Annotated in this window: 15 protein-coding genes; 7 read left to right on the top strand and 8 right to left on the bottom strand. The window is 47.3% G+C overall.

Annotation, left to right across the window (positions count from 1 at the left end; genetic code table 11):
• Positions 1-44 precede the first annotated feature (44 nt).
• The gene (chrA, locus tag LLH06_RS11500; RefSeq protein ID WP_228169437.1) at positions 45-1,256 is read left to right on the top strand and encodes a chromate efflux transporter; all 1,212 of its coding nucleotides are present in this window, start codon (positions 45-47) and stop codon (positions 1,254-1,256) included.
• On the opposite strand, the gene dnaB is transcribed toward chrA, so the two are convergent.
• Positions 1,253-2,803 (bottom strand): replicative DNA helicase, encoded by a 1,551-nt coding sequence (dnaB, locus tag LLH06_RS11495; protein ID WP_228169436.1) that lies wholly within the window; start codon positions 2,801-2,803, stop codon positions 1,253-1,255. The genes chrA and dnaB overlap by 4 nt on opposite strands.
• 240 nt (positions 2,804-3,043) lie before the next feature.
• Here dnaB and rlmB point away from each other — a divergent pair, with 240 nt between their 5' ends.
• Positions 3,044-3,805 (top strand): 23S rRNA (guanosine(2251)-2'-O)-methyltransferase RlmB, encoded by a 762-nt coding sequence (gene rlmB / locus LLH06_RS11490; protein WP_394800331.1) that lies wholly within the window; start codon positions 3,044-3,046, stop codon positions 3,803-3,805.
• 33 nt (positions 3,806-3,838) lie between these two features.
• Here the strand turns inward: rlmB and LLH06_RS11485 are convergent, their stop codons facing one another.
• Positions 3,839-4,270 (bottom strand): VOC family protein, encoded by a 432-nt coding sequence (locus LLH06_RS11485; RefSeq protein WP_228169434.1) that lies wholly within the window; start codon positions 4,268-4,270, stop codon positions 3,839-3,841.
• A gap of 156 nt (positions 4,271-4,426) precedes the next feature.
• Complete coding sequence (locus LLH06_RS11480; RefSeq protein ID WP_228169433.1) at positions 4,427-5,512, bottom strand: mannose-1-phosphate guanylyltransferase; 1,086 nt, start codon at positions 5,510-5,512, stop codon at positions 4,427-4,429.
• 232 nt (positions 5,513-5,744) lie between these two features.
• Here LLH06_RS11480 and recQ point away from each other — a divergent pair, with 232 nt between their 5' ends.
• Together recQ and LLH06_RS11470 are read left to right on the top strand one after the other, a co-directional pair.
• Entirely contained in the window at positions 5,745-7,937 is a 2,193-nt protein-coding gene (gene recQ / locus LLH06_RS11475; RefSeq protein WP_228173287.1) for a DNA helicase RecQ, read from the top strand.
• 88 nt (positions 7,938-8,025) lie between these two features.
• The gene (locus LLH06_RS11470; RefSeq protein ID WP_228169432.1) at positions 8,026-10,452 is read left to right on the top strand and encodes a hypothetical protein; all 2,427 of its coding nucleotides are present in this window, start codon (positions 8,026-8,028) and stop codon (positions 10,450-10,452) included.
• A gap of 5 nt (positions 10,453-10,457) precedes the next feature.
• On the opposite strand, the gene LLH06_RS11465 is transcribed toward LLH06_RS11470, so the two are convergent.
• The gene (locus LLH06_RS11465) at positions 10,458-12,359 is read right to left on the bottom strand and encodes an OmpA family protein (RefSeq protein ID WP_228169431.1); all 1,902 of its coding nucleotides are present in this window, start codon (positions 12,357-12,359) and stop codon (positions 10,458-10,460) included.
• Positions 12,360-12,392: 33 nt separating this feature from the next.
• Positions 12,393-13,016, bottom strand: coding sequence for a 7-carboxy-7-deazaguanine synthase QueE (locus LLH06_RS11460; RefSeq protein WP_228169430.1), 624 nt, complete (start codon positions 13,014-13,016; stop codon positions 12,393-12,395).
• Positions 13,017-13,114: 98 nt separating this feature from the next.
• Here LLH06_RS11460 and LLH06_RS11455 point away from each other — a divergent pair, with 98 nt between their 5' ends.
• Both LLH06_RS11455 and LLH06_RS11450 read left to right on the top strand, forming a co-directional pair.
• Positions 13,115-13,870 carry a hypothetical protein gene (locus LLH06_RS11455; protein WP_228169429.1) on the top strand — a complete coding sequence of 252 codons (756 nt, stop codon included), beginning with the start codon at positions 13,115-13,117 and terminating at the stop codon, positions 13,868-13,870.
• Between the two features lie 6 nt (positions 13,871-13,876).
• The gene (locus tag LLH06_RS11450; protein ID WP_228169428.1) at positions 13,877-14,206 is read left to right on the top strand and encodes a Rieske (2Fe-2S) protein; all 330 of its coding nucleotides are present in this window, start codon (positions 13,877-13,879) and stop codon (positions 14,204-14,206) included.
• Between the two features lie 10 nt (positions 14,207-14,216).
• On the opposite strand, the gene LLH06_RS11445 is transcribed toward LLH06_RS11450, so the two are convergent.
• From LLH06_RS11445 to LLH06_RS11435, 3 genes are all read right to left on the bottom strand, one after another.
• Positions 14,217-15,563 (bottom strand): deoxyguanosinetriphosphate triphosphohydrolase, encoded by a 1,347-nt coding sequence (locus LLH06_RS11445; protein WP_228173286.1) that lies wholly within the window; start codon positions 15,561-15,563, stop codon positions 14,217-14,219.
• Between the two features lie 87 nt (positions 15,564-15,650).
• A complete protein-coding gene (locus LLH06_RS11440) occupies positions 15,651-17,018 on the bottom strand; it encodes a dipeptidase (protein WP_228169427.1) in 1,368 nt (455 codons plus the stop codon).
• Between the two features lie 148 nt (positions 17,019-17,166).
• Complete coding sequence (locus tag LLH06_RS11435; RefSeq protein WP_228169426.1) at positions 17,167-17,370, bottom strand: hypothetical protein; 204 nt, start codon at positions 17,368-17,370, stop codon at positions 17,167-17,169.
• 158 nt (positions 17,371-17,528) lie between these two features.
• On the opposite strand from LLH06_RS11435, the gene LLH06_RS11430 reads away from it, so the two are divergent.
• Positions 17,529-18,971 carry a tetratricopeptide repeat protein gene (locus LLH06_RS11430; RefSeq protein WP_228169425.1) on the top strand — a complete coding sequence of 481 codons (1,443 nt, stop codon included), beginning with the start codon at positions 17,529-17,531 and terminating at the stop codon, positions 18,969-18,971.
• Positions 18,972-18,985 lie beyond the last annotated feature (14 nt).

Below are 18,985 nucleotides of genomic sequence, written 5' to 3'. Positions count from 1 at the left end.
ATGTGCAGATGTACAAGTAAAGGCGCGCATCTAAACATCAATAAATGGCACATTTGATGACCTCCCGCAAACTACTTTTCCTGCGCGACGCATTGGTGTATACCCTGAGCACTTTCGGCGGACCGCAAGCGCATGTGGCCATTTTACTGCGCGATTTTGTAGAGAAGCGTCGGTACATCACCGAGGATGAATTGATGGAACTGAGCGCCTTATCGCAGGTGCTGCCGGGACCATCATCAACACAAACACTTATTGGTATAGCCTGGAAGGTAGGAGGGCTGGGCATGGCGCTGATCACCTTTTTGATATGGGTGTTACCTTCAGCGGCCATTATGTGCATTGCCGCGATCCAGTACAAGGCCTTTGCGGCAAGCGGACGGTCGGATGCCGTATTGCAATATGTGCGACCTGCGGCCGTGGGTATAGTGGCTTATGCAGCGGTCACCTTTGCGCAAAAGATCATCAAGACCAAGGTGAGCATGTACCTGGCCATCGGCTCACTCATTGCTACGCTCATCTTGCAAAATCCATATGCGTTTCCGATACTGATCTTGCTGGGCGGGATCATTTCCTCTGCATTAGAAACACAACCAGTGGAAGATGCCATTCGGGTTAAGCTTTTCTCCAATGTCAACCCGCGTAAAGTGGGGTATTTCATCGGCATCTTATTGTTCTTTGCGGCACTGGGTGCACTCATCAACCGTACGTCGCCTTTCAGTTTGCCGGTACGTTTGTTCGAGAACTTTTACCGCAACGGGATACTGATCTTTGGCGGAGGGCAGGTGTTGGTCCCCCTTATGTATACCGAATTTGTTGAATTGAAGCACTACTTGTCCAACATTGAGTTTTTATCAGGGTATGCCCTTCAACAAGCCTTGCCGGGGCCTACGTTCGCATTCACCTCGTTCGTCGGGGCGATCACATTAGGCAACAAAGGTTACGGAATAGCAGGGGAGGTCATTGGCAGCATTGTGGCCGTTATCGGCATCAACCTGCCAGGGTTGATCCTCATCCTGTTCATCGTGCCCTTTTGGGAAGATCTTAAAAAGATCACCCGGATCAAGAATTCGCTGAGCGGGATCAATGCGGTGGCGGTAGGTTTCATGGGCACTGCACTGATCTTGCTGGTCGCGCCATTTGGCCTCAACTGGACGGCTTACCTGGTAATGGCAGGGGCCTTTTGCCTGCTATACTTCACTAAAATGAAAACGCCCATCGTGATCTTGATAGGCGTCCTGTTGGGGTTGATATTTTAAAATGGAGCATCATCATCCATATCGTCCATTCTCGATGGGCGAATGATGATATTGCCGGGGTTGCTGTCGAAGCCTTGTGACGGTGCTATGCCTAATGATGCGCCTGATGGCGGTAAGTAGCTGTCCATACTGGTCTCGAGGTCGGTGAATTTTACGTACTTGCCCACGAATTTCAAACGCACGGTACCGGTCTCACCGTTACGGTGCTTGGCAATGATCACTTCGCCCACGCCTTTGGTCGGGTTGTTATCTTCGTCGTACTCCAGGCCGTAATATTCAGGACGATAAAGGAACAATACCATATCCGCATCCTGCTCGATCGAACCCGATTCACGTAAGTCGGACAGCATAGGGCGTTTAGATCCTCCAGGGCGACTCTCAACGGCACGGCTCAACTGCGAAAGGGCGATCACCGGTACTTGTAATTCCTTGGCCACCATCTTAAGCGCACGCGATATACTACCGATCTCTTGCTCACGGTTACCGCCGCCTTTACCGTCAACTTTACCGGTCATCAGTTGCAAGTAGTCAATAATGATGAGCTGGATATCGTGCTGTGATTTGAGCCTACGGCATTTGGCCCTGAACTCGAAGATATTCAGACCCGGGGTGTCGTCAATGATCAATGGGGCAGCTTCCAAACGGCCGATCTTGGAGTGGATCTGCTGCCATTCCCATTCTTCCATCTTACCCTTACGGATCTTTTCCTGCTCGATCTCGGCCTCACCTGATATCAAACGATTTACCAGCTGTACTGACGACATCTCCAACGAGAACACGACCACCGGCTTGTTAAAATCCACTGCGGCGTTACGTGCGCAGCTTAGCACGAAGGCCGTTTTACCCATCGCCGGACGAGCCGCTATGATCACCAGGTCAGACTTTTGCCAGCCCGAAGTGATCCGGTCAAGATCGGTAAAGCCGGTACCTATACCGGTAAGACCATCCGTTTTATTCTTTAACTCCTCGATCTCTTTCAGGGTCTCCTGCATCAGGTCGTCCATTTTGCGAGAGTCACGGCGGAGGTTGTTCTGGGCAATGTCGAACAGGTTCTTTTCGGCCCTGTCCAATAGCTCTAATATATCGGTAGTATCTTCGTAAGCGATATTGATGATATCCGTACTGATACGGATCAGTTCGCGCTGAATGTATTTCTGAATAATGATCCGCGCGTGGTATTCGATGTTAGCGGCCGATGCTACACGGTTGGTCAGCTCGGTGATGTAGAACGCGCCACCCACCATTTCCAGTTCGCCCTGCATACGCAGTTGCGCGGTCACGGTAAGGATATCAACAGGAGATGTCTTTTCAAATAAGGTACGTATAGCGGCAAAGATCTTTTGATGGCTCTCCACGTAAAATACCTCAGGCTTCAACACGTCGATCACCGATGATAAGGCATCCTTTTCCAGCATCAAAGCACCCAGCACTGCTTCCTCCAGGTCGCGGGCCTGAGGTGGCAACTTGCCCGACACCATATTGTTCTGGGTAAAGTTTCGGGTGCGGCGGTCGCCATTGTTGGTCTTGTTACTGTTCTCAAATATCATGGTGTGTAATCGTTCCCCAAAATACCGGGGGGAGCAAAAATAGAAATTTACAGATGCCCATTCTTCACGGATATATTTAATTTATTCACTTTAAGTGTGGAAAGATTTTTAACTGCTTAGTGTTCAAAAACATAAAATGTTATTCGTATTAGTTATGTTTAGGGCTTACAAGGACTATAATAATAACGGCTTTTGAGCATAATTATGCGTACTTTTGTTGCCTCATTATTTAGCGCTTATATGGCAGGTAACTATACAGCTCACAAAAAGAACGACAACCTTATTTTTGGCATCCGCGCCATTATTGAAGCGGTGGTATCGGGTAAGGAGATAGAGGCGCTGTACCTGCAGCGCGGTCTTACCGGCGGCTTGTTCCAGGAGCTGAAGCAGATCATTAACGAGTACCAGTTACCGGTGCAATACGTGCCGATCGAGAAGCTGCACCGCATGACGCCCAAGAATCACCAAGGCGCTGTGGCGGTGATATCACCGATCATTTATCAAAAAGTGGAAGATATCATTCCGCAGGTATTCGAGAAAGGGGAGGTGCCGCTGATATTAGTGTTAGACAGCATAACCGACGTACGTAATATGGGCGCCATAGCGCGTACCGCTGAATGTTCGGGCGTGCATGCAATCGTGATACCGGCAAAAGGTTCGGCCCAGATCAATGCCGATGCGGTGAAGACCTCGGCCGGCGCATTATACAAGATCCCGGTTTGCCGCCATGACAATTTTATGCAAACGGTGCGCTTTCTACAGGAATCAGGCCTTCAATTGGTTTGCTGTACGGAAAAGACCAACGACTATATTTACAAACCTGACTACACTGCTCCAACGGCCATCATTATGGGATCTGAAGAAGATGGTATCCGGAACGACATTATCCGCATAGCCGACCATCTGGCCAGGATCCCCATGTTCGGCGAGATAGGCTCACTCAACGTGTCGGTATCGGCAGGGGTGATCCTCTACGAAGCGATAAGACAGCGGACCCAATAATGGGGATCCGCCCAAAAGAAGATAAACACTGGTCTATCCTTGACTTGGGTCGAATTCGATGATCCATTCAATGCCGTATTTATCTCTGAACATTCCGGCGTAGGTACCCCACGGGCTATCGCCGATCGGTCCTTCCACTTCGCCACCGGCCGATAAGCCGCTGAAGATGTGATCAGCTTCCTCGCGGCTTTCTGCGTTCACATATATCTTCGATCGATTCTCTGTTTCACTTACCTTGCCCAGCGCCGATGGGATATCATTGGCTACCAATACATTATTCTTGCCCAACGGCAGGCCTATGTACATGATCTTTTCTGCTTCATCCTCTGGGATGTTGATGTCAGGACCCGAAAGGTCCTTAAATCTGGTGATCTTGATAAATTCGCCACCGAATACTGACCGGTAAAAAGTGAACGCTTCTTCGGCGTTGCCGTTGAAGTTGATCCATGGGTGGATCGCTTTCATGTTTTGTAAGGTTAGTTTATTACAACCAAATAACGATTTGTGATCGGCATATCAAAGTATGAACATCATACGGAAATGTCCTAAACGAAAAACCGCCTCATAAATCAAGTACGAGGCGGTCGTTATTATCAGACATTTGATCTTCAGATCAAATGCTTAAATGTATTTGGTGCCAAATTTTTGCTTCACATCAGCAACTACCTGCTTCACATTCTGCTCGTCATCTTTAGGGCAGATCAGCAGGGTATTGTTCGATTCTACTACGATGTAATCATGCAGACCTTTAATGATCACCAGTTTTTCATCAGGCATGTTCACCATACAGTTCGATGAATCGTACATGATGACTTTCTCGGCAGGGATGACCGCGTTACCTACGTAGTCCTTATCGGCCAGTTGGTATACCGAAGCCCAGGTGCCCAGGTCGCTCCAACCGAACTCAGATGGCAATACGTACACGTTGTCGGCCTTCTCCATGATGCCATAATCGATCGATATGTTGGTGCAACGCTGGTAGGCAGCATGCACGTGTGTACGCTCGTTATCGCTGTTGTATACTGAACGTGCATCGGCAAATATCTCGTGCATGTCAGGCAGGTGCTTGTCAAATGCATCAACGATGGCTTTGGCCGACCAGATGAAGATACCTGCGTTCCACAAAAAGTCGCCGCTTTGAATGAAGGTTTTGGCAATGTCCAGCGTAGGTTTCTCGGTAAAGGTCTTCACTTTGTGGAATTTGCCATCGATCACTTCCTCGTTGAATTGAATGTAACCGTAACCAGTATCAGGGCGAGATGGCATAATACCCAGCGTTACCAGGCACTTGTGCTCCTCGGCGGTCTTTAGCGAATCCTCGATAGAGCTTACAAAGCCGGCCTCGTTCAGGATCAGGTGATCTGAAGGGGCAACCACGATCACTGCATCAGGGTTCATGCTCTCGATCTTGTAACAACCGTACGCCACGCAAGGGGCGGTGTTACGCATTACCGGCTCGGTCAGGATCTGCGCATCGGTCATGTCGGGCAGTTGCGTCTTAATGAGGTCGGTATAGATCTCGTTGGTCACTACATAGATATTCTCTTTAGGGCAGATCTTCAAAAAGCGGTCGTAAGTGTTTTGGATCAGCGTTTTTCCGGTGCCTAAAATATCAATGAATTGTTTAGGATGTGAGGTGCGGCTGATAGGCCAAAAGCGGCTGCCGATACCACCTGCCATAATGATGGCATAATAGTTTTTGTTCATGTCGATGCAGGGTATTGTGTTGTGTAACAACGCCGTCAAAAATGTAAAAAATATTCGGTTTTAATAATAAATTACCTTTATATTTAGTTAATATTTGTCAAGGCGCAAAAACGGCTAAAACATCATCTGAGTTCAAATTTAAGTTTACTCTCTGTGCTGCCGCTCCGGCATTAATAAACTGTTTTTAGCCTTGAAAGTGTGAACTTTATTTTCTTTTTTTTGACCTATAATGATCGAGACAAAAAAATCGCTCTTTGATAACCTGCAGAACTTTTTTGGATTTGATAACTTCAAAGGTGAGCAGGAAGCGATCATAACTAACATCATGGCCGGTAATGACACCTTTGTGATCATGCCCACCGGCGGTGGAAAATCAATGTGTTATCAGTTGCCCGCTTTAATGACCGAGGGCACCGCCATCGTGATATCACCGCTGATCGCGCTGATGAAAAATCAGGTGGATCAGCTAAGGGCCTTCTGTAATTCTGATAGTGTGGCCCACTTCCTTAATTCATCACTTACCAAGACCGAGACCGCTAAAGTAAAAGAGGATGTACTTGCGGGCAAGACCAAACTTCTATACGTAGCTCCCGAATCGCTTACCAAGCAAGATAATATCGATTTTTTGCGTTTGAACAAACTGTCGTTCGTGGCGGTGGATGAGGCGCATTGTATATCGGAGTGGGGGCATGATTTCCGCCCCGAGTACCGTAAGATACGCCAGGTGATCGCTAACCTTGGCGAGAACATACCTATCATCGCCCTCACGGCAACGGCCACGCCTAAGGTTCAGCACGATATACAGAAGAACCTGCAAATGAACAACGCTACGGTGTACAAATCATCGTTCAACCGTTCTAACCTGTTCTATGAAGTACGTGCCAAACGCAATGTGCTTAAAGAGATCGTTAAATTTATTAAACAACATCAGGGTAAGTCAGGCATCGTTTACTGCCTGAGCCGTAAAAAGGTAGAAGAAGTGGCCGAGGCCCTTAACCTGAACGGTGTTAAAGCTTTGCCTTACCATGCTGGTCTTGATGCCAAAGTGCGTGCCGAAACGCAGGACAAGTTCCTGATGGAAGATGTAGAAGTGATCGTTGCTACCATTGCCTTCGGTATGGGCATCGATAAACCTGATGTGCGCTACGTGATCCACCATGATGTGCCTAAGAGCATGGAAGGCTACTACCAAGAGACCGGTCGTGCGGGCCGCGATGGTGGCGAGGGCATCTGTGTGGCCTTCTACTCCGAAAAGGATGTAGATAAGCTGCAAAAATTCATGAAGGACAAGCCTGTTTCGGAACGTGAGATAGGTACGCAGATATTGAAGGAAGTGATCGATTATGCTGAGTCGGCCGTGTGCCGCCGTAAGCAGATCCTGCACTACTTTGGTGAGGACTTTGACGCGTCAAAATGCAGCGGCATGTGCGATAACTGTAGCAGCGAGCGCAGTACATTTGATGCTGAAGCTCAATTACATCGTGCACTGAGCCTGATCAAACAACTGGGCGAAAAGTTCGACGACCATCATATCACTGATGTGCTGATGGGAGACGATAGCCCTAACGTGCATCACTATGAGCATCATTTGCTTGATGTGTTCGGCTCGGGTAAAGAAGAAGGTAAGAACCTTTGGAACTCATTGTTACGTCAGGCGCTGCTGGATAATTTCCTTTCCAAAGACATTGATAACTATGGCTTGCTGAAGCTGACCGATAAGGGCCACAACTTTTTGGACAATCCTTTCAGCCTGCGTTTTGTGCTCAACAAACCAATGGAGGCAGCCGACGATGACGACCACGATGACGGACCAAAGACCGGCACCGGCGCTTTGGATACGCAATTGCTTCAAATGCTGAAAGATCTGCGGAAGAAGATCGCCAAGCAAAAGAATTTGCCGCCGTTCGTCATCTTCCAAGACCCATCGTTAGAGGAGATGTGCACGCATTACCCGATCAACACCGATGAGTTGAAACAGATATCGGGTGTGGGTGCAGGTAAGGCCGCAAAATTTGGCGGCCCGTTCACAGAGCTGATCAAAAAATATGTTGAGGATAATGATATCGACCGTCCGGTGGATATGGTGATCAAGAGTGCTGCCAACCGCTCTGCACTGAAGGTTTACATCATTCAGAACATCGACCGTCATTTAGACCTCGAAGATATCGCATCATCAAAAGGGTTGAGTTATGAGGAGATCCTGCGTGAGGTGGAATCTATCGTTAACTCGGGAACTAAGTTAAACCTCAACTACTACATTGATGAGGTGATCGATGAGGACAAGCAGGAAGAGGTGTACGACTACTTCCGCACCGCAGAGGTAGATTCGATAGATGATGCACTAGTTGATCTGGGCGTTAACGATTACACCCGCGAAGAGATACAATTGATGCGCATCAAATTCATGTCGGAACTGGGCAACTAATGCTCGAACCATAAATTATTGAAAGGGAGCCGTTTGGTTCCCTTTTTTTGTATCATTGCCACGGGCATTCTGCCTCTACCTGAATTTTATGATATGGCGTGAACGAAACTGGTACACCGGTGCCTGTATACTGATGATGCTGATGTGCTGTATCAACGCCATGGGCCAACATCCAACACGGCTGTGGGATACTCTTCAGCGCAAGATGGACATTTACCGGCGAACGGTACCTTCCGCCAAACTATTTGTTCATTTTGATAAGACCATTTACACCAACAATGAGAACGTTTGGTTCACGGCCTACCTGCTTAGCAGCGATAGGCCTGATGACCACCACACACTGTCGGTTAGCTTGGTGAACGATGTGGACCACGAGATACCGGTACAAGAGCGGTTCGTGATGAACAACAGCGTTGGTTTTGGGAACATCTTGCTGAGCGATACCATTCCGCCTGGTAATTACACGTTCATGGTTTACACCAATAGGCAGGTGAACGGTAAACCCGATGCGTTGTTCACCCAGCCAATTACCATTAGGACCACCACCGCGCCTACTTTCAAAGCCATACTTTCATTACAAGATACCGCTTTAAGTGCGTCGAATAAGCCGCGCAATGTTCAGCTGGTGGTCAACGGGAACGACCTATTGCCGTTGGCCAATGCACAAGTGAGCTATTTACTTACCGGCAATGATGCTGCGGTGATACAAGCGCGCACCGTTACAGACAAGGCAGGCCTAACTACCATAACGGTACCGCCGGGCAAGAATATGGTCAAGACAACGATCAGGTCCAAGAAGAGCAGTCAGTACCTGTATATGCCCTTACCAAGGCCCAGGGGTATGGCCAAGGTACGGTTCTATCCCGAAGGAGGCCAGTTGATCGAGCACATACCAACAAGGATAGGATGGGAGGCGTTGGGCGACAATAACCAGCCTCTCCGTGTTTCAGGTATCTTGTTCGATGACCGTAAACCGATCGACACCCTAAGTACTGATGCTTATGGCTTGGGTAGCTTTAAATTGATACCCAACCCTGGACATCGTTACACCATGAAACTGGTGGCTATTTCGCAAAAGGATACCGTGTACCGGCTTCCTGATGCCTTGCCAAATGGTATGGGTATCAGCTTGGTCAATTCCATCGTGAATGACACGCTTGGTCTTTATGTGCGCAGCAGTGTCAACGGAATGGTTTACCTGAACGTGCACAATTACCAGCAGGAATTTTTTTGTGTACCCGTGAGGGTGGATGCGCTAAAACCACGCAAAGTGCAGGTCGCGCTGAATGACCTGCCGCGCGGCATAGCCGAGGTCACGCTTACCGACAGTACCGGGCGCCCTTTTGCCGAACGCCTGTTCTTTGCACATTATGGTGATCAGCAGCATCTTACTATCCAAACCAACAAGCAGCTATACCACACACGCGAAAAAGTGGACCTTGCCTTAGGTATGAAGAGTGATAGTACCGATCTGGCACTGGTATCAGTGGCTTGCGTGCAAAGTAACCGGATCGAGATCAAAAAGCAGAACGATATCGAGAACTACTTTTACTTGAAAAGTGATATAGGCGACCTGCCGTTAAAGCAACATTATCTTGGTAACGCTCCTCAAGACAGGCAAGTGCTGGAGCGAATACTACTGGTCAAAGGTTGGAGGCGGTATACCTGGCCCGACCTTCTATATGCCAGGGCAGCTGATACGGCATCAAAGAACGTCTCCCTTGCCTACAACGGTACCTTGACCATCAATGGCAGGGCGTTGAAAAAGCCGGGCAATATCATTCTCTTTCGTGATTCATCTACTTCGTTGCTCAGTACGGATAGCCGGGGATACTTCGACCTTGATCACCGGTCGCTGATCAACACCCAGGACAAGCCCATCAGATTTCTGTCCACCTCTGATAGGTCTTACCAGCTTACTATCAACGACCCTTATGTCGCGCTGAACAAAACACTTGCTCATCAATGGCGCCCTCAAAGCTATGAAAGGCCACTATCAACTATTGAGACCGATAATTTCGTTCTGCCTACCTTGGGGCGCACCATACAGTTAAAAGCGGTCGGCGTATCCGCGCGTAAAGACAACTCGCTTTATGGACCAAATTCAGGCCCTAATGAGTGCGGTGATTACGTTTGCATGTATGGTATCTTGAATTGCCGTAATCACCCTGGCATGGGCTCGGCACCAATACTAGGTCATGTTTATCAGGGGCGCCTATACCAAGGTTGCATTTTGACCGATAAGCGCAAGGAAGAGGCTAACAAAACCATACCCGGCATATATATAGCCAAAGAGTTCTATGGTTCTGATTACGCAGTGGCCAATCCCTCAGCGCCCGAGTACGTGTCAACCATTTATTGGAAATATCTGCTTAAGGTAAAAGCGAATGAACTTACTCATGTTAACTTTTATACCAGCGATATCACAGATGCTTTCAAGGTCATAGTACAAGGTATCACTAACAGGGGAGTGGTATATCAAGAGCAAGTGTTCAACGTGGAAAAGGCCAAGTGATCTGGCTATTTTGCAATGATCTTGAACTCCGTGCGGCGATTGCGAGCTCGATTCTCATCATTGTTGTTAGCTGCCACTGGTTGTAGCTTGCCATAGCCTTTATATTTCAATTTGGCAGCATTCACACCGTTGTTCACCAAGTAGTCGTAAACAGCCTTTGCGCGGTTCTCTGATAGTGTCTGATTGATCTTGTCATTACCAACGTTATCGGTATGGCCCGATATCTCGATGCTAACAGTTGGATTTATAGCCATAAAATCGATCAGGTAGCGCAACGCCGACCTTGATTCGGGTTTGAGGTCATACCGGTTGATATCAAAAAAGATGTTCTTTAACACAGCCGACCGACCGACCTCGATAGTGTTCAAAGGTACTTCGATATTGAAAGGCTTATGAGCCTCCTGACCTATGAGCGAAAAGTTTTCGGACGCGAAAAGGTAACCATTTTTTGAGATGGTCAGCCCGTAGTTGCGCCCAGTTACCAAGGTCGCTAAAAAGTCGCCTTGGTTATGTGTGGTGGCGTTTTGGTACACCGGCATATTAGTGGCCAGATCCACGATCTCTACATTGGCTTCCAAGGGGCGTTTGGTCACAGCATCCACGATCATACCTTGCACATAGGTCACGGCATGCGGACGAGCACCCGGAGGTAACTCGAACATGTAGATATCGAACCCGCCGTAACCACCCAAACTATTGGAGGCAAAGTAGGCGTAGCTACCACTGGTGCTAATGCTCATGCCGTTCTCATCGCCGTAGGAGTTGATGGGATACCCAAGGTTATCAGGCTTTTGCCATTTCCCAGCATGACTGAGCCTGCTCACAAATAGGTCCTTGTTGCCTAATCCAGGCCAGCCGTTGGAGCAAAAGTATAAAGTGCTGTCATCGGGATGAATGAAAGGCGATTGCTCATCATAAGGCGTGTTCACGTTAGGGCCTAAATTCTCAGGGTCAGACCAGCCCTTGTTACCCAATCTACACTTCCAAATATCATACCCTCCATAGCCACCTTTTCGGTTGCTCACAAAGTAAATGGTGCGGCCATCGGCACTGATGGACGGTTGTGACTCCCAGCCAGGGCTATTGATCGGCGCGCTCAGGTTGAAGGGCTTACTCCAATCATCGCCTTTGCGTTGCGATACATATATGTCGCAGCGTCCTTGTCCGTCGGGACGGTTACAGCCTGTAAAGAAAAGATATTTACCGTCCTGTGATATCGCTTGTGCGCCTTCATTGTACTCCGCAGTATTGATCTGTTTACTTAAGTAGGCTGCACGGCTCCACTTATTATCAGCTTGTTTAATGCTTCTATAAAAGTCCTCGTTATTGGCGATCTTACGGGTGAAGATGAGCGTGCGCTCGTCGGCGGTAGAGACCGGAAGATATTCGTCATTAGCCGAGTTGATCTCGGGTCCTAAGTTCACCGGCTTGAAAGGCACCGGGTGTTCTAATGCGTTGATGCTGAAATTGCAGTCGGCAATGAGCTTGCGTGCATAAAAACGGTTCTGGGCGGTAAGGTCAGGGTAGGTGATGAATTTCTCCAGATGAATGAGGGCTTGTTTATACTGCCCGATATTCACCTCACTTTCGCCGAGTTTTAAATAGACGCCCCGGTCAAAGTTTGGGTTCAGGTCAAGTGCCTTGCGGTAATGCGGAACTGCAGCTTTAGGCTGCTGCAAACTACGATACATATCGGCCAGCTGAATGTTGGCCTCAATAAAGTTGCTGTCGACAGACAGCGCATTCTTTAATTGTACTATCGCGTTAGCACGATCTTGTCTGTCCAAAAAACCATTCGCTTTTTGGTAATAGGAGACCGCCGCGCTATTATGCGAGGTATACTCCCGGTTCTGGGCGATGGCAGAGAAGCCTGTTAACAGCAATAGGTAAAAGAAACGACACCGCATAACAAGACTTTTACGTAAAGTTAGCCGGCTTTGTTACGGAATGTTCATGTATTTATGCGTTTGCAGCGAAACCTCCCATTGCGGATTGGCCATCACATAATCAACGATCAGCGGGGTCATTTCGGCATGCTTTGACCATTCGGGTTGAAGGAATAGCTTGCAGTTGGGCGATACGCGCTTAGCATGCTCTTCGGCCCAGGCAAAGTCGGACTTATTGAACACGATCACCTTAAGTTCATGTGCAAAAGCGCTCACATCCGGCGTAGGCGCTTTGAACTTTTTTGGCGAAAGGCAGATCCAGTCCCATTGACCTGATAGCGGATAAGCTCCTGAGGTCTCTATGAACGTCTTGATTCCGTTCGTATGCAGTTGATCGGTCAGGTAGTCAAGGTTATAGATAAGTGGCTCACCACCGGTGACCACGACATTTTTTGAAGGGTATTTTAGCGCGTTCTGAACGATGGCGTCGGTAGCGGTAAGGGGGTGTAATTCGGCATCCCAGCTTTCCTTCACATCACACCAATGGCAACCCACATCGCAGCCGCCGAGCCTGATAAAATAGGCCGCTTTCCCGCTATTGTAACCCTCGCCTTGTATGGTGTAAAAATCTTCCATTAAAGGAAGCATTGTGCCATTCTCTGGTATATGATGTGCCATGATGAATTGGCAAATATACAAAATAAGGGGCGGATCAATATTTTTAAAAACTTCAAGCCTTCATTATATATTTGTATAATTACCTATGAATGAGTTATATGAAAAAACTTTACATTTTCATTATAGTTGCGCTCGCCTTTACGCTCAATTCGTGCGTGGATATAGTGGAGCGATATAACTTCAGACCGAACGGTACCTGCGAGGTGGTTTATGATTTTGACATGAGCCGGGCGGTAGCTATTCTCCATAATTTGTTGTCTGATTCGCTTACGGCAACTCCTCAATTTGCCATGGCTAAAGATACGGTCATGAACCTATACGGTGCACTGCCCGACAGTACGCAGCAAAAAATGAGCGTTCAGGAGATGCGTTTGGCTAAAAGCAGTGATCTGGCCGTGAATATGAATTTAAAGCAAGACCTGATGAAGGTGAGCATACGGCATGAGGCAGACAGCCCATCCGGATTAGAATTCTATCTGCAACAAATGTCGAAGATGGCCAATTACGGTTACTTGAATGAAAAGGGTGTCAAGAACAATATGTTCAATGCTCAGCAGCTAATGGCGGGTAACGATTGTTATACCTACCAGGTGACCTCTAACCGCTTTTGCCGCATCATTGATAAAGAAAAGTTTAACAATTTTTTGAAACGCACCCGTTCAACTTTTGCTATGGCCAAGGCCATGCTAATAGAGACGCCTTACAAGGTAGTGCTCAACTTTGCTAAACCGGTGAAGAAGGTAGACAATAAAAAGGCCATCCTCTCGGCAGATCGTAAACAGGTGATCCTACAAACGAGTATAGACGAACTGATAAAAGACCCATCGATCATGAACCTTCAAGTGGACCTATAACTGATCATGGCGTGGTACAAGGTAGCCGACACTACGACAAAAGGATCTGGCTTGTGGCGAGTGAGCGCAGGCGGTAAAAGTATATGCCTGGTGTATCACGATGGCCAATGGTTCGCATTAGCGGCTGATTGTCCGCATGCAGGCGCTGATCTGAGCCAGGGCTGGTGCGAGAATAGTCATGTGGTCTGTCCCTTCCATCGATATCGTTATGACCTTTCGACCGGCCGTGGTGCAACAGGCCAAAACGACTATGTACGCACTTATGCTACTGAGGTAAGGAGTGATGGAGTGTACGTAGAGGTAAGGTCTCTGACAGAACGTCTTTTCGGTAAATGATCCTCCTTGATCAATGTATGGCTGGGAATGATATCCCTTTAATATTACGATACATCTCCACGGCGTACAGGTCCGTCATGCCCGAAACAAAATCCAACACGCTTTGGATCTTAGTATAAAGGTCGGTACTGTTGCTGATGAATTGTTTAGGAATAAGCTTTACCAATTTTTGGTGATACTGTGTATTGTTCTCCAGCACGGCAGGAATGAACTCCTCCAGCAGACCAGCCATCACCTTGTAACCAGCCACTTCGATCTGCACCACCGAGCCGTAATTATATATTTTTTCTACTGATATCTTACCAATCCTCTTCCAGGCCTCACCATAAGGCTCAGGTAAAACATCAGTAAGGCCATAATTAAAATTGCCTTTCAATATGTCTTCCTGATTATCCATGAAGATCGTGGAACAGGCGGCGATCAGGTTATTGATCGCTTTGGCACGAAGGATACTTACTTTGGCGTCCTCATCTTCAAACTCGCTCTCCAGCCAGGCTTCCATGCGGGTGCTGTTGCATATCGGCATGAGGAGTTCTTTTATCTTTTCATACGACAGGATCTTTAACCGGTGGGCGTCTTCTAAGTCAATGATGTTGTAGCAAATGTCATCAGCCGCTTCCACAAGGTAAACCAGTGGGTGGCGCTTGTGGATCAATGGCTCATCATTGGCCCGGATCAGTTGCAACTCATTGGCTATCGCTTGAAAGGTGTCTTGTTCCGACTGAAAAAAGCCGTACTTCTTTTGGTGGATGTTACCTTTTACATGCCCTGCTACAGAAGCGCATGGGTATTTGACAATGGAGGCCAGCGTGGTATAGGTAAGCGCAAAAGCGCCATTACCTTTGCCAGCAAAGGGATGCGTGAGTAGACGGAAGGCATTGGCATTACCTTCAAAATGAGTGAGGTCCTGCCACTGATCATCGGTCAGGAGCGAGCGGTACGCTTTTCCGTCGCCATCGGTAAAATAGCGGGATAGGGCAGATTCACCCGAATGACCGAAAGCGGGGTTACCCATGTCGTGAGCCAAGCAGGCTGCTGCTACCATATTGCCAACCTCGCTGATCAGCGGTAGGCGTTTATCTAATTCAGGGTCTTGTTTTTTAAGTTCGTTGTAGAACATGGTGCCTAAAGAGCGGCCTACACTTGCCACTTCTAAGCTATGGGTCAGCCGGTTGTGAACGAACACACTGCCTGGCAGCGGGAATACCTGCGTCTTGTTCTGCAATCGCCTGAAGGGTGAGGAGAAGATCAGCCGGTCATAGTCCTTTTGGAATTGGGAACGCGCTTTGTCAGTATCCTTATCATCCTGGTTATCGATACCCCAACGTTTGGCCGAAATGAGTTTTTCCCACTGCATCATATGCGGGGCAATTTACAAGGAATATCCTCAAAATAAGAAACGCCGGTAGTTTTGCTACCGGCGTTCTCCTTATCAACATAACTCTTAACTCAAAGCAGCAAAGTGCTTGTAGAATAACGGAATGGTCTCGATGCCTTTATAGTAGTTGAATATATCGTATTTCTCGTTCGGTGAGTGCAGCGCATCGCTATCCAAACCAAATCCCATTAACACGGTCTTGATGCCCAACTCAGCCTCGAACAAGGCCACGATAGGGATACTGCCACCGCCACGTGTTGGGATAGGCTCTACACCGAACGATTCGGTTATCGCTTGCTGTGCTGCACGGTAAGCCACGCTATCGGTAGGGGTTACCACCGGCTCACCACCGTGGTGAGGCGTCACTTTCACCTTAACATAAGGCGGAGCTATGCGCTCAAAATGCTCGGTGAACAGTCGGGTGATCTTGTCAGAGCCCTGATTAGGTACCAAACGCATCGAAATTTTGGCATTGGCTTTTGATGGTAATACGGTCTTGGCGCCTTCGCCGATGTAGCCGCTCCATATTCCGTTCACCTCTAAAGTAGGACGGGTTCCAGTACGCTCAAAGGTCGAATAGCCTTTCTCGCCCCAAACTTCTTCTATACCCAGGTCTTTTTTGTATTCATCCTCGCTATAAGGTGCGGCGTTCAAAGCATCTTTTTCTGCATCGGTCAGTTCGATCACGTCGTCATAAAAGCCAGGTATGGAAATATGGTTGTTCTCGTCATGCAACGAAGCGATCATTTTGGCCAGTATAGTAGCCGGGTTAGCCACCGCTCCACCGTAAACGCCTGAGTGCAGGTCACGATTAGGTCCTACTACTTCCACTTCCAGATAAGATAGCCCACGCAGGCCGGTCTCTAATGATGGCGTCTCCATGCTCAGCATCGAAGTGTCAGAAATGAGTACTACATCAGCTTTAAGACGTTCTTTATTGGCTTTAACAAAGATCCCGAGATTGTTCGAACCTACCTCTTCTTCGCCCTCGATCATGAACTTTATGTTGCAAGGTAACGTATCAGTGTTCATCATCAACTCAAAAGCCTTCACATGCATATAGAACTGACCCTTATCATCACAAGCGCCGCGTGCGTATATCTTACCGTCTCTTACCGTCGGCTCGAACGGAGGGGTTTCCCATAGCTCAAGGGGGTCAGGTGGCTGAACGTCATAATGGCCATACACCAGAACGGTAGGCTTAGATGGATCAACGATCTTTTCGCCGTACACGATCGGGTAGCCTACGGTTTGGCAAACTTCAACATTATCGGCGCCTGCGTCGCGCAGTTTACTGGCCACATAGTCGGCAGCGTTCAATACGTCGCCTTTGTATTTAGGGTCGGCACTGACCGACGGAAAACGCAGCAACTCGAACAACTCGTCGAGCAGGCGTTGCTTATTCGCATCAATGTATTGCTTAATAGTTTCCATAGTACTTGGTCAAGGCAGCAAATATAGATCAATAAATATTGATCATCGCTTATTTGCTTACAATTGAAAAGGTCCGTGTATGTGATATACACGGACCTTGATGTCGGATCATTTGACCGACCTGAATGCGTCTCCAGTGATCAATTATTTATTTAGGCTTTTTAACCGGCGGACGATCAACACCACCATCACCTGTGCCTAATTGGCCGCCGTCAGGCTCCAAGGTATCTTCTTCTTCAGTAGTAGCTAATGTTTTGGTAACGCTTGTTGGCGCAACGGCGTTCTCCTTGCTGCAAGAGCTTAAAACGCCTGTAGATAAAATGAAGGCGGCTATGTATAATATCTTTTTCATAATTAAATCTTATATAAGTGTTTATGTGTTTTATATAAAGTAACAATACAAATGTAAAAGAAGTTTTTATCCCGTCAAAAAAAAATAAAAAATAATCTCTTATGGCAGCCGATCTGCTATCTTTATAACATTAGACGTCTGTGATCGTAAAACCCCTAATGAAGAAGATCCTCGTTTTCGTGTGTTTAATGCTTTCTGTTATTCGCCTTTCAGCGTACTACAGGGCTTTTGAGGAAAAGCAGGATTCAACTTCCGTACTCAATTACATTGCGAAAGGCTTTGATGTCAGGCTTTCAGATGCCAGCCAGACCATACGTTACGCAGATAAAGCTATTACCCTTGCCAAAAAATTACAACAGCATAAGCTTATAGCTGATGCTTATCGCATCAAAGGTTTAGGTGAGCGTTATCTCGGACGTAACGAAAAGGCCATCGAGAACTACTTTAATGCTTTAAGTAATTACCAACTAGCCAAAAATAGTATAGGTGAAGTAAGAATATACTTAAATATTAGCAGTTTATATTTAGAGATCGACCACGATAAGTGTCTTGAATATTTACATGATGCCATGGACCTCTATAATAGTAAGGGGCTTAACAATGACGATATCCTGGCATCTATCTATCTTAATTACGGGAACGTTTACCAGTTGCATTCGAACTTCAATAAGTCGATGGCTCATTACCAGAAGGCTTATGATATTATCAGCAAACAAGGTAACCAGGAACTCAAGGTCACCTTGCTACAGAATCTGGGTGTTATCAATTTTACTATCGGTAATTATGACCGATCGAGGCAGTACTTATTTGAAGCTCTAGAATCGGCAAAAAGCCTTGATCTTAACCTTCCGATCGCTCAGATAGATGTTTCACTTGCCGAACTTTATATCGCACTTAACGACCACGTCAATGCCGAGAAGTGCCTGCAGGAAGGCAAGGCTTACGCTGTATTGTCGAAGAATGATAAGCTGCTTCGCTTATTTGATGTTAAATCATACATGCTGGAATTGAAGCGTAAGAACTTTGAGAAGGCGCTTACTTACTTGCAAGCTATTCATCGACAAGACAGCATACAATATAGTTCTCGTAGCTCTGCAGCCCTAAGCTTGTTCCAGGCTCGGTATAAACAGGAAATGCTGGAACAGCAGAACAAGCAAATGAAGGAGCAGCGCCGTTATCAGATCAGCATTGCAGTGGGCAGTATCATTTTGGCGGCATTGCTTATTGTGGTGGTAGTATTGCTCACTAATAACGTTAAACGGAACATTGCCACCAACCGGAAGCTAAAATTGCTTAACGCCGAGATCTCAACGCAGAAAGATAACCTTGACCGCATTAACCATCACTTGGAAGAGATCATTGATGAGCGTACGCTAGATCTTCAATTAAAGAATAAAAAGCTGGCCGAATATTCATCGCACTTGTCGCACCAAATCAGGGGACCAATAGCGACCTTGAAAGGCCTCATGAATTTGGAAAGGGAAGGATTAGTGAGTCAGGAAGAATGTATACAGATGATGATCAAATGTGTGTCGGAGATAGATGACAATATCATAGACATGAGCGATATGCTGCATAACCCGGATCGCGCAGGGCTTTGATCAGCAAATTATCG

Source organism: Mucilaginibacter daejeonensis, assembly GCF_020783335.1.
GTDB lineage: Bacteria > Bacteroidota > Bacteroidia > Sphingobacteriales > Sphingobacteriaceae > Mucilaginibacter > Mucilaginibacter daejeonensis.
The sequence above is the reverse complement of the archived record's forward strand: the minus strand, read 5'-3'. Positions and strand labels throughout refer to the sequence as shown.

What these genes read in the sequence shown, in the direction of transcription:
- chrA (WP_228169437.1), top strand. Translation starts at nt 45, where the DNA reads ATGGCACATTTGATGACCTCCCGCAAACTACTTTTCCTGCGCGACGCA.
- dnaB (WP_228169436.1), bottom strand. Translation starts at nt 2,803, where the DNA reads ATGATATTTGAGAACAGTAACAAGACCAACAATGGCGACCGCCGCACC.
- rlmB (WP_394800331.1), top strand. Translation starts at nt 3,044, where the DNA reads ATGGCAGGTAACTATACAGCTCACAAAAAGAACGACAACCTTATTTTT.
- LLH06_RS11485 (WP_228169434.1), bottom strand. Translation starts at nt 4,270, where the DNA reads ATGAAAGCGATCCACCCATGGATCAACTTCAACGGCAACGCCGAAGAA.
- LLH06_RS11480 (WP_228169433.1), bottom strand. Translation starts at nt 5,512, where the DNA reads ATGAACAAAAACTATTATGCCATCATTATGGCAGGTGGTATCGGCAGC.
- LLH06_RS11470 (WP_228169432.1), top strand. Translation starts at nt 8,026, where the DNA reads ATGATATGGCGTGAACGAAACTGGTACACCGGTGCCTGTATACTGATG.
- LLH06_RS11465 (WP_228169431.1), bottom strand. Translation starts at nt 12,359, where the DNA reads ATGCGGTGTCGTTTCTTTTACCTATTGCTGTTAACAGGCTTCTCTGCC.
- LLH06_RS11460 (WP_228169430.1), bottom strand. Translation starts at nt 13,016, where the DNA reads ATGGCACATCATATACCAGAGAATGGCACAATGCTTCCTTTAATGGAA.
- LLH06_RS11455 (WP_228169429.1), top strand. Translation starts at nt 13,115, where the DNA reads ATGAAAAAACTTTACATTTTCATTATAGTTGCGCTCGCCTTTACGCTC.
- LLH06_RS11450 (WP_228169428.1), top strand. Translation starts at nt 13,877, where the DNA reads ATGGCGTGGTACAAGGTAGCCGACACTACGACAAAAGGATCTGGCTTG.
- LLH06_RS11445 (WP_228173286.1), bottom strand. Translation starts at nt 15,563, where the DNA reads ATGCAGTGGGAAAAACTCATTTCGGCCAAACGTTGGGGTATCGATAAC.
- LLH06_RS11440 (WP_228169427.1), bottom strand. Translation starts at nt 17,018, where the DNA reads ATGGAAACTATTAAGCAATACATTGATGCGAATAAGCAACGCCTGCTC.
- LLH06_RS11435 (WP_228169426.1), bottom strand. Translation starts at nt 17,370, where the DNA reads ATGAAAAAGATATTATACATAGCCGCCTTCATTTTATCTACAGGCGTT.
- LLH06_RS11430 (WP_228169425.1), top strand. Translation starts at nt 17,529, where the DNA reads ATGAAGAAGATCCTCGTTTTCGTGTGTTTAATGCTTTCTGTTATTCGC.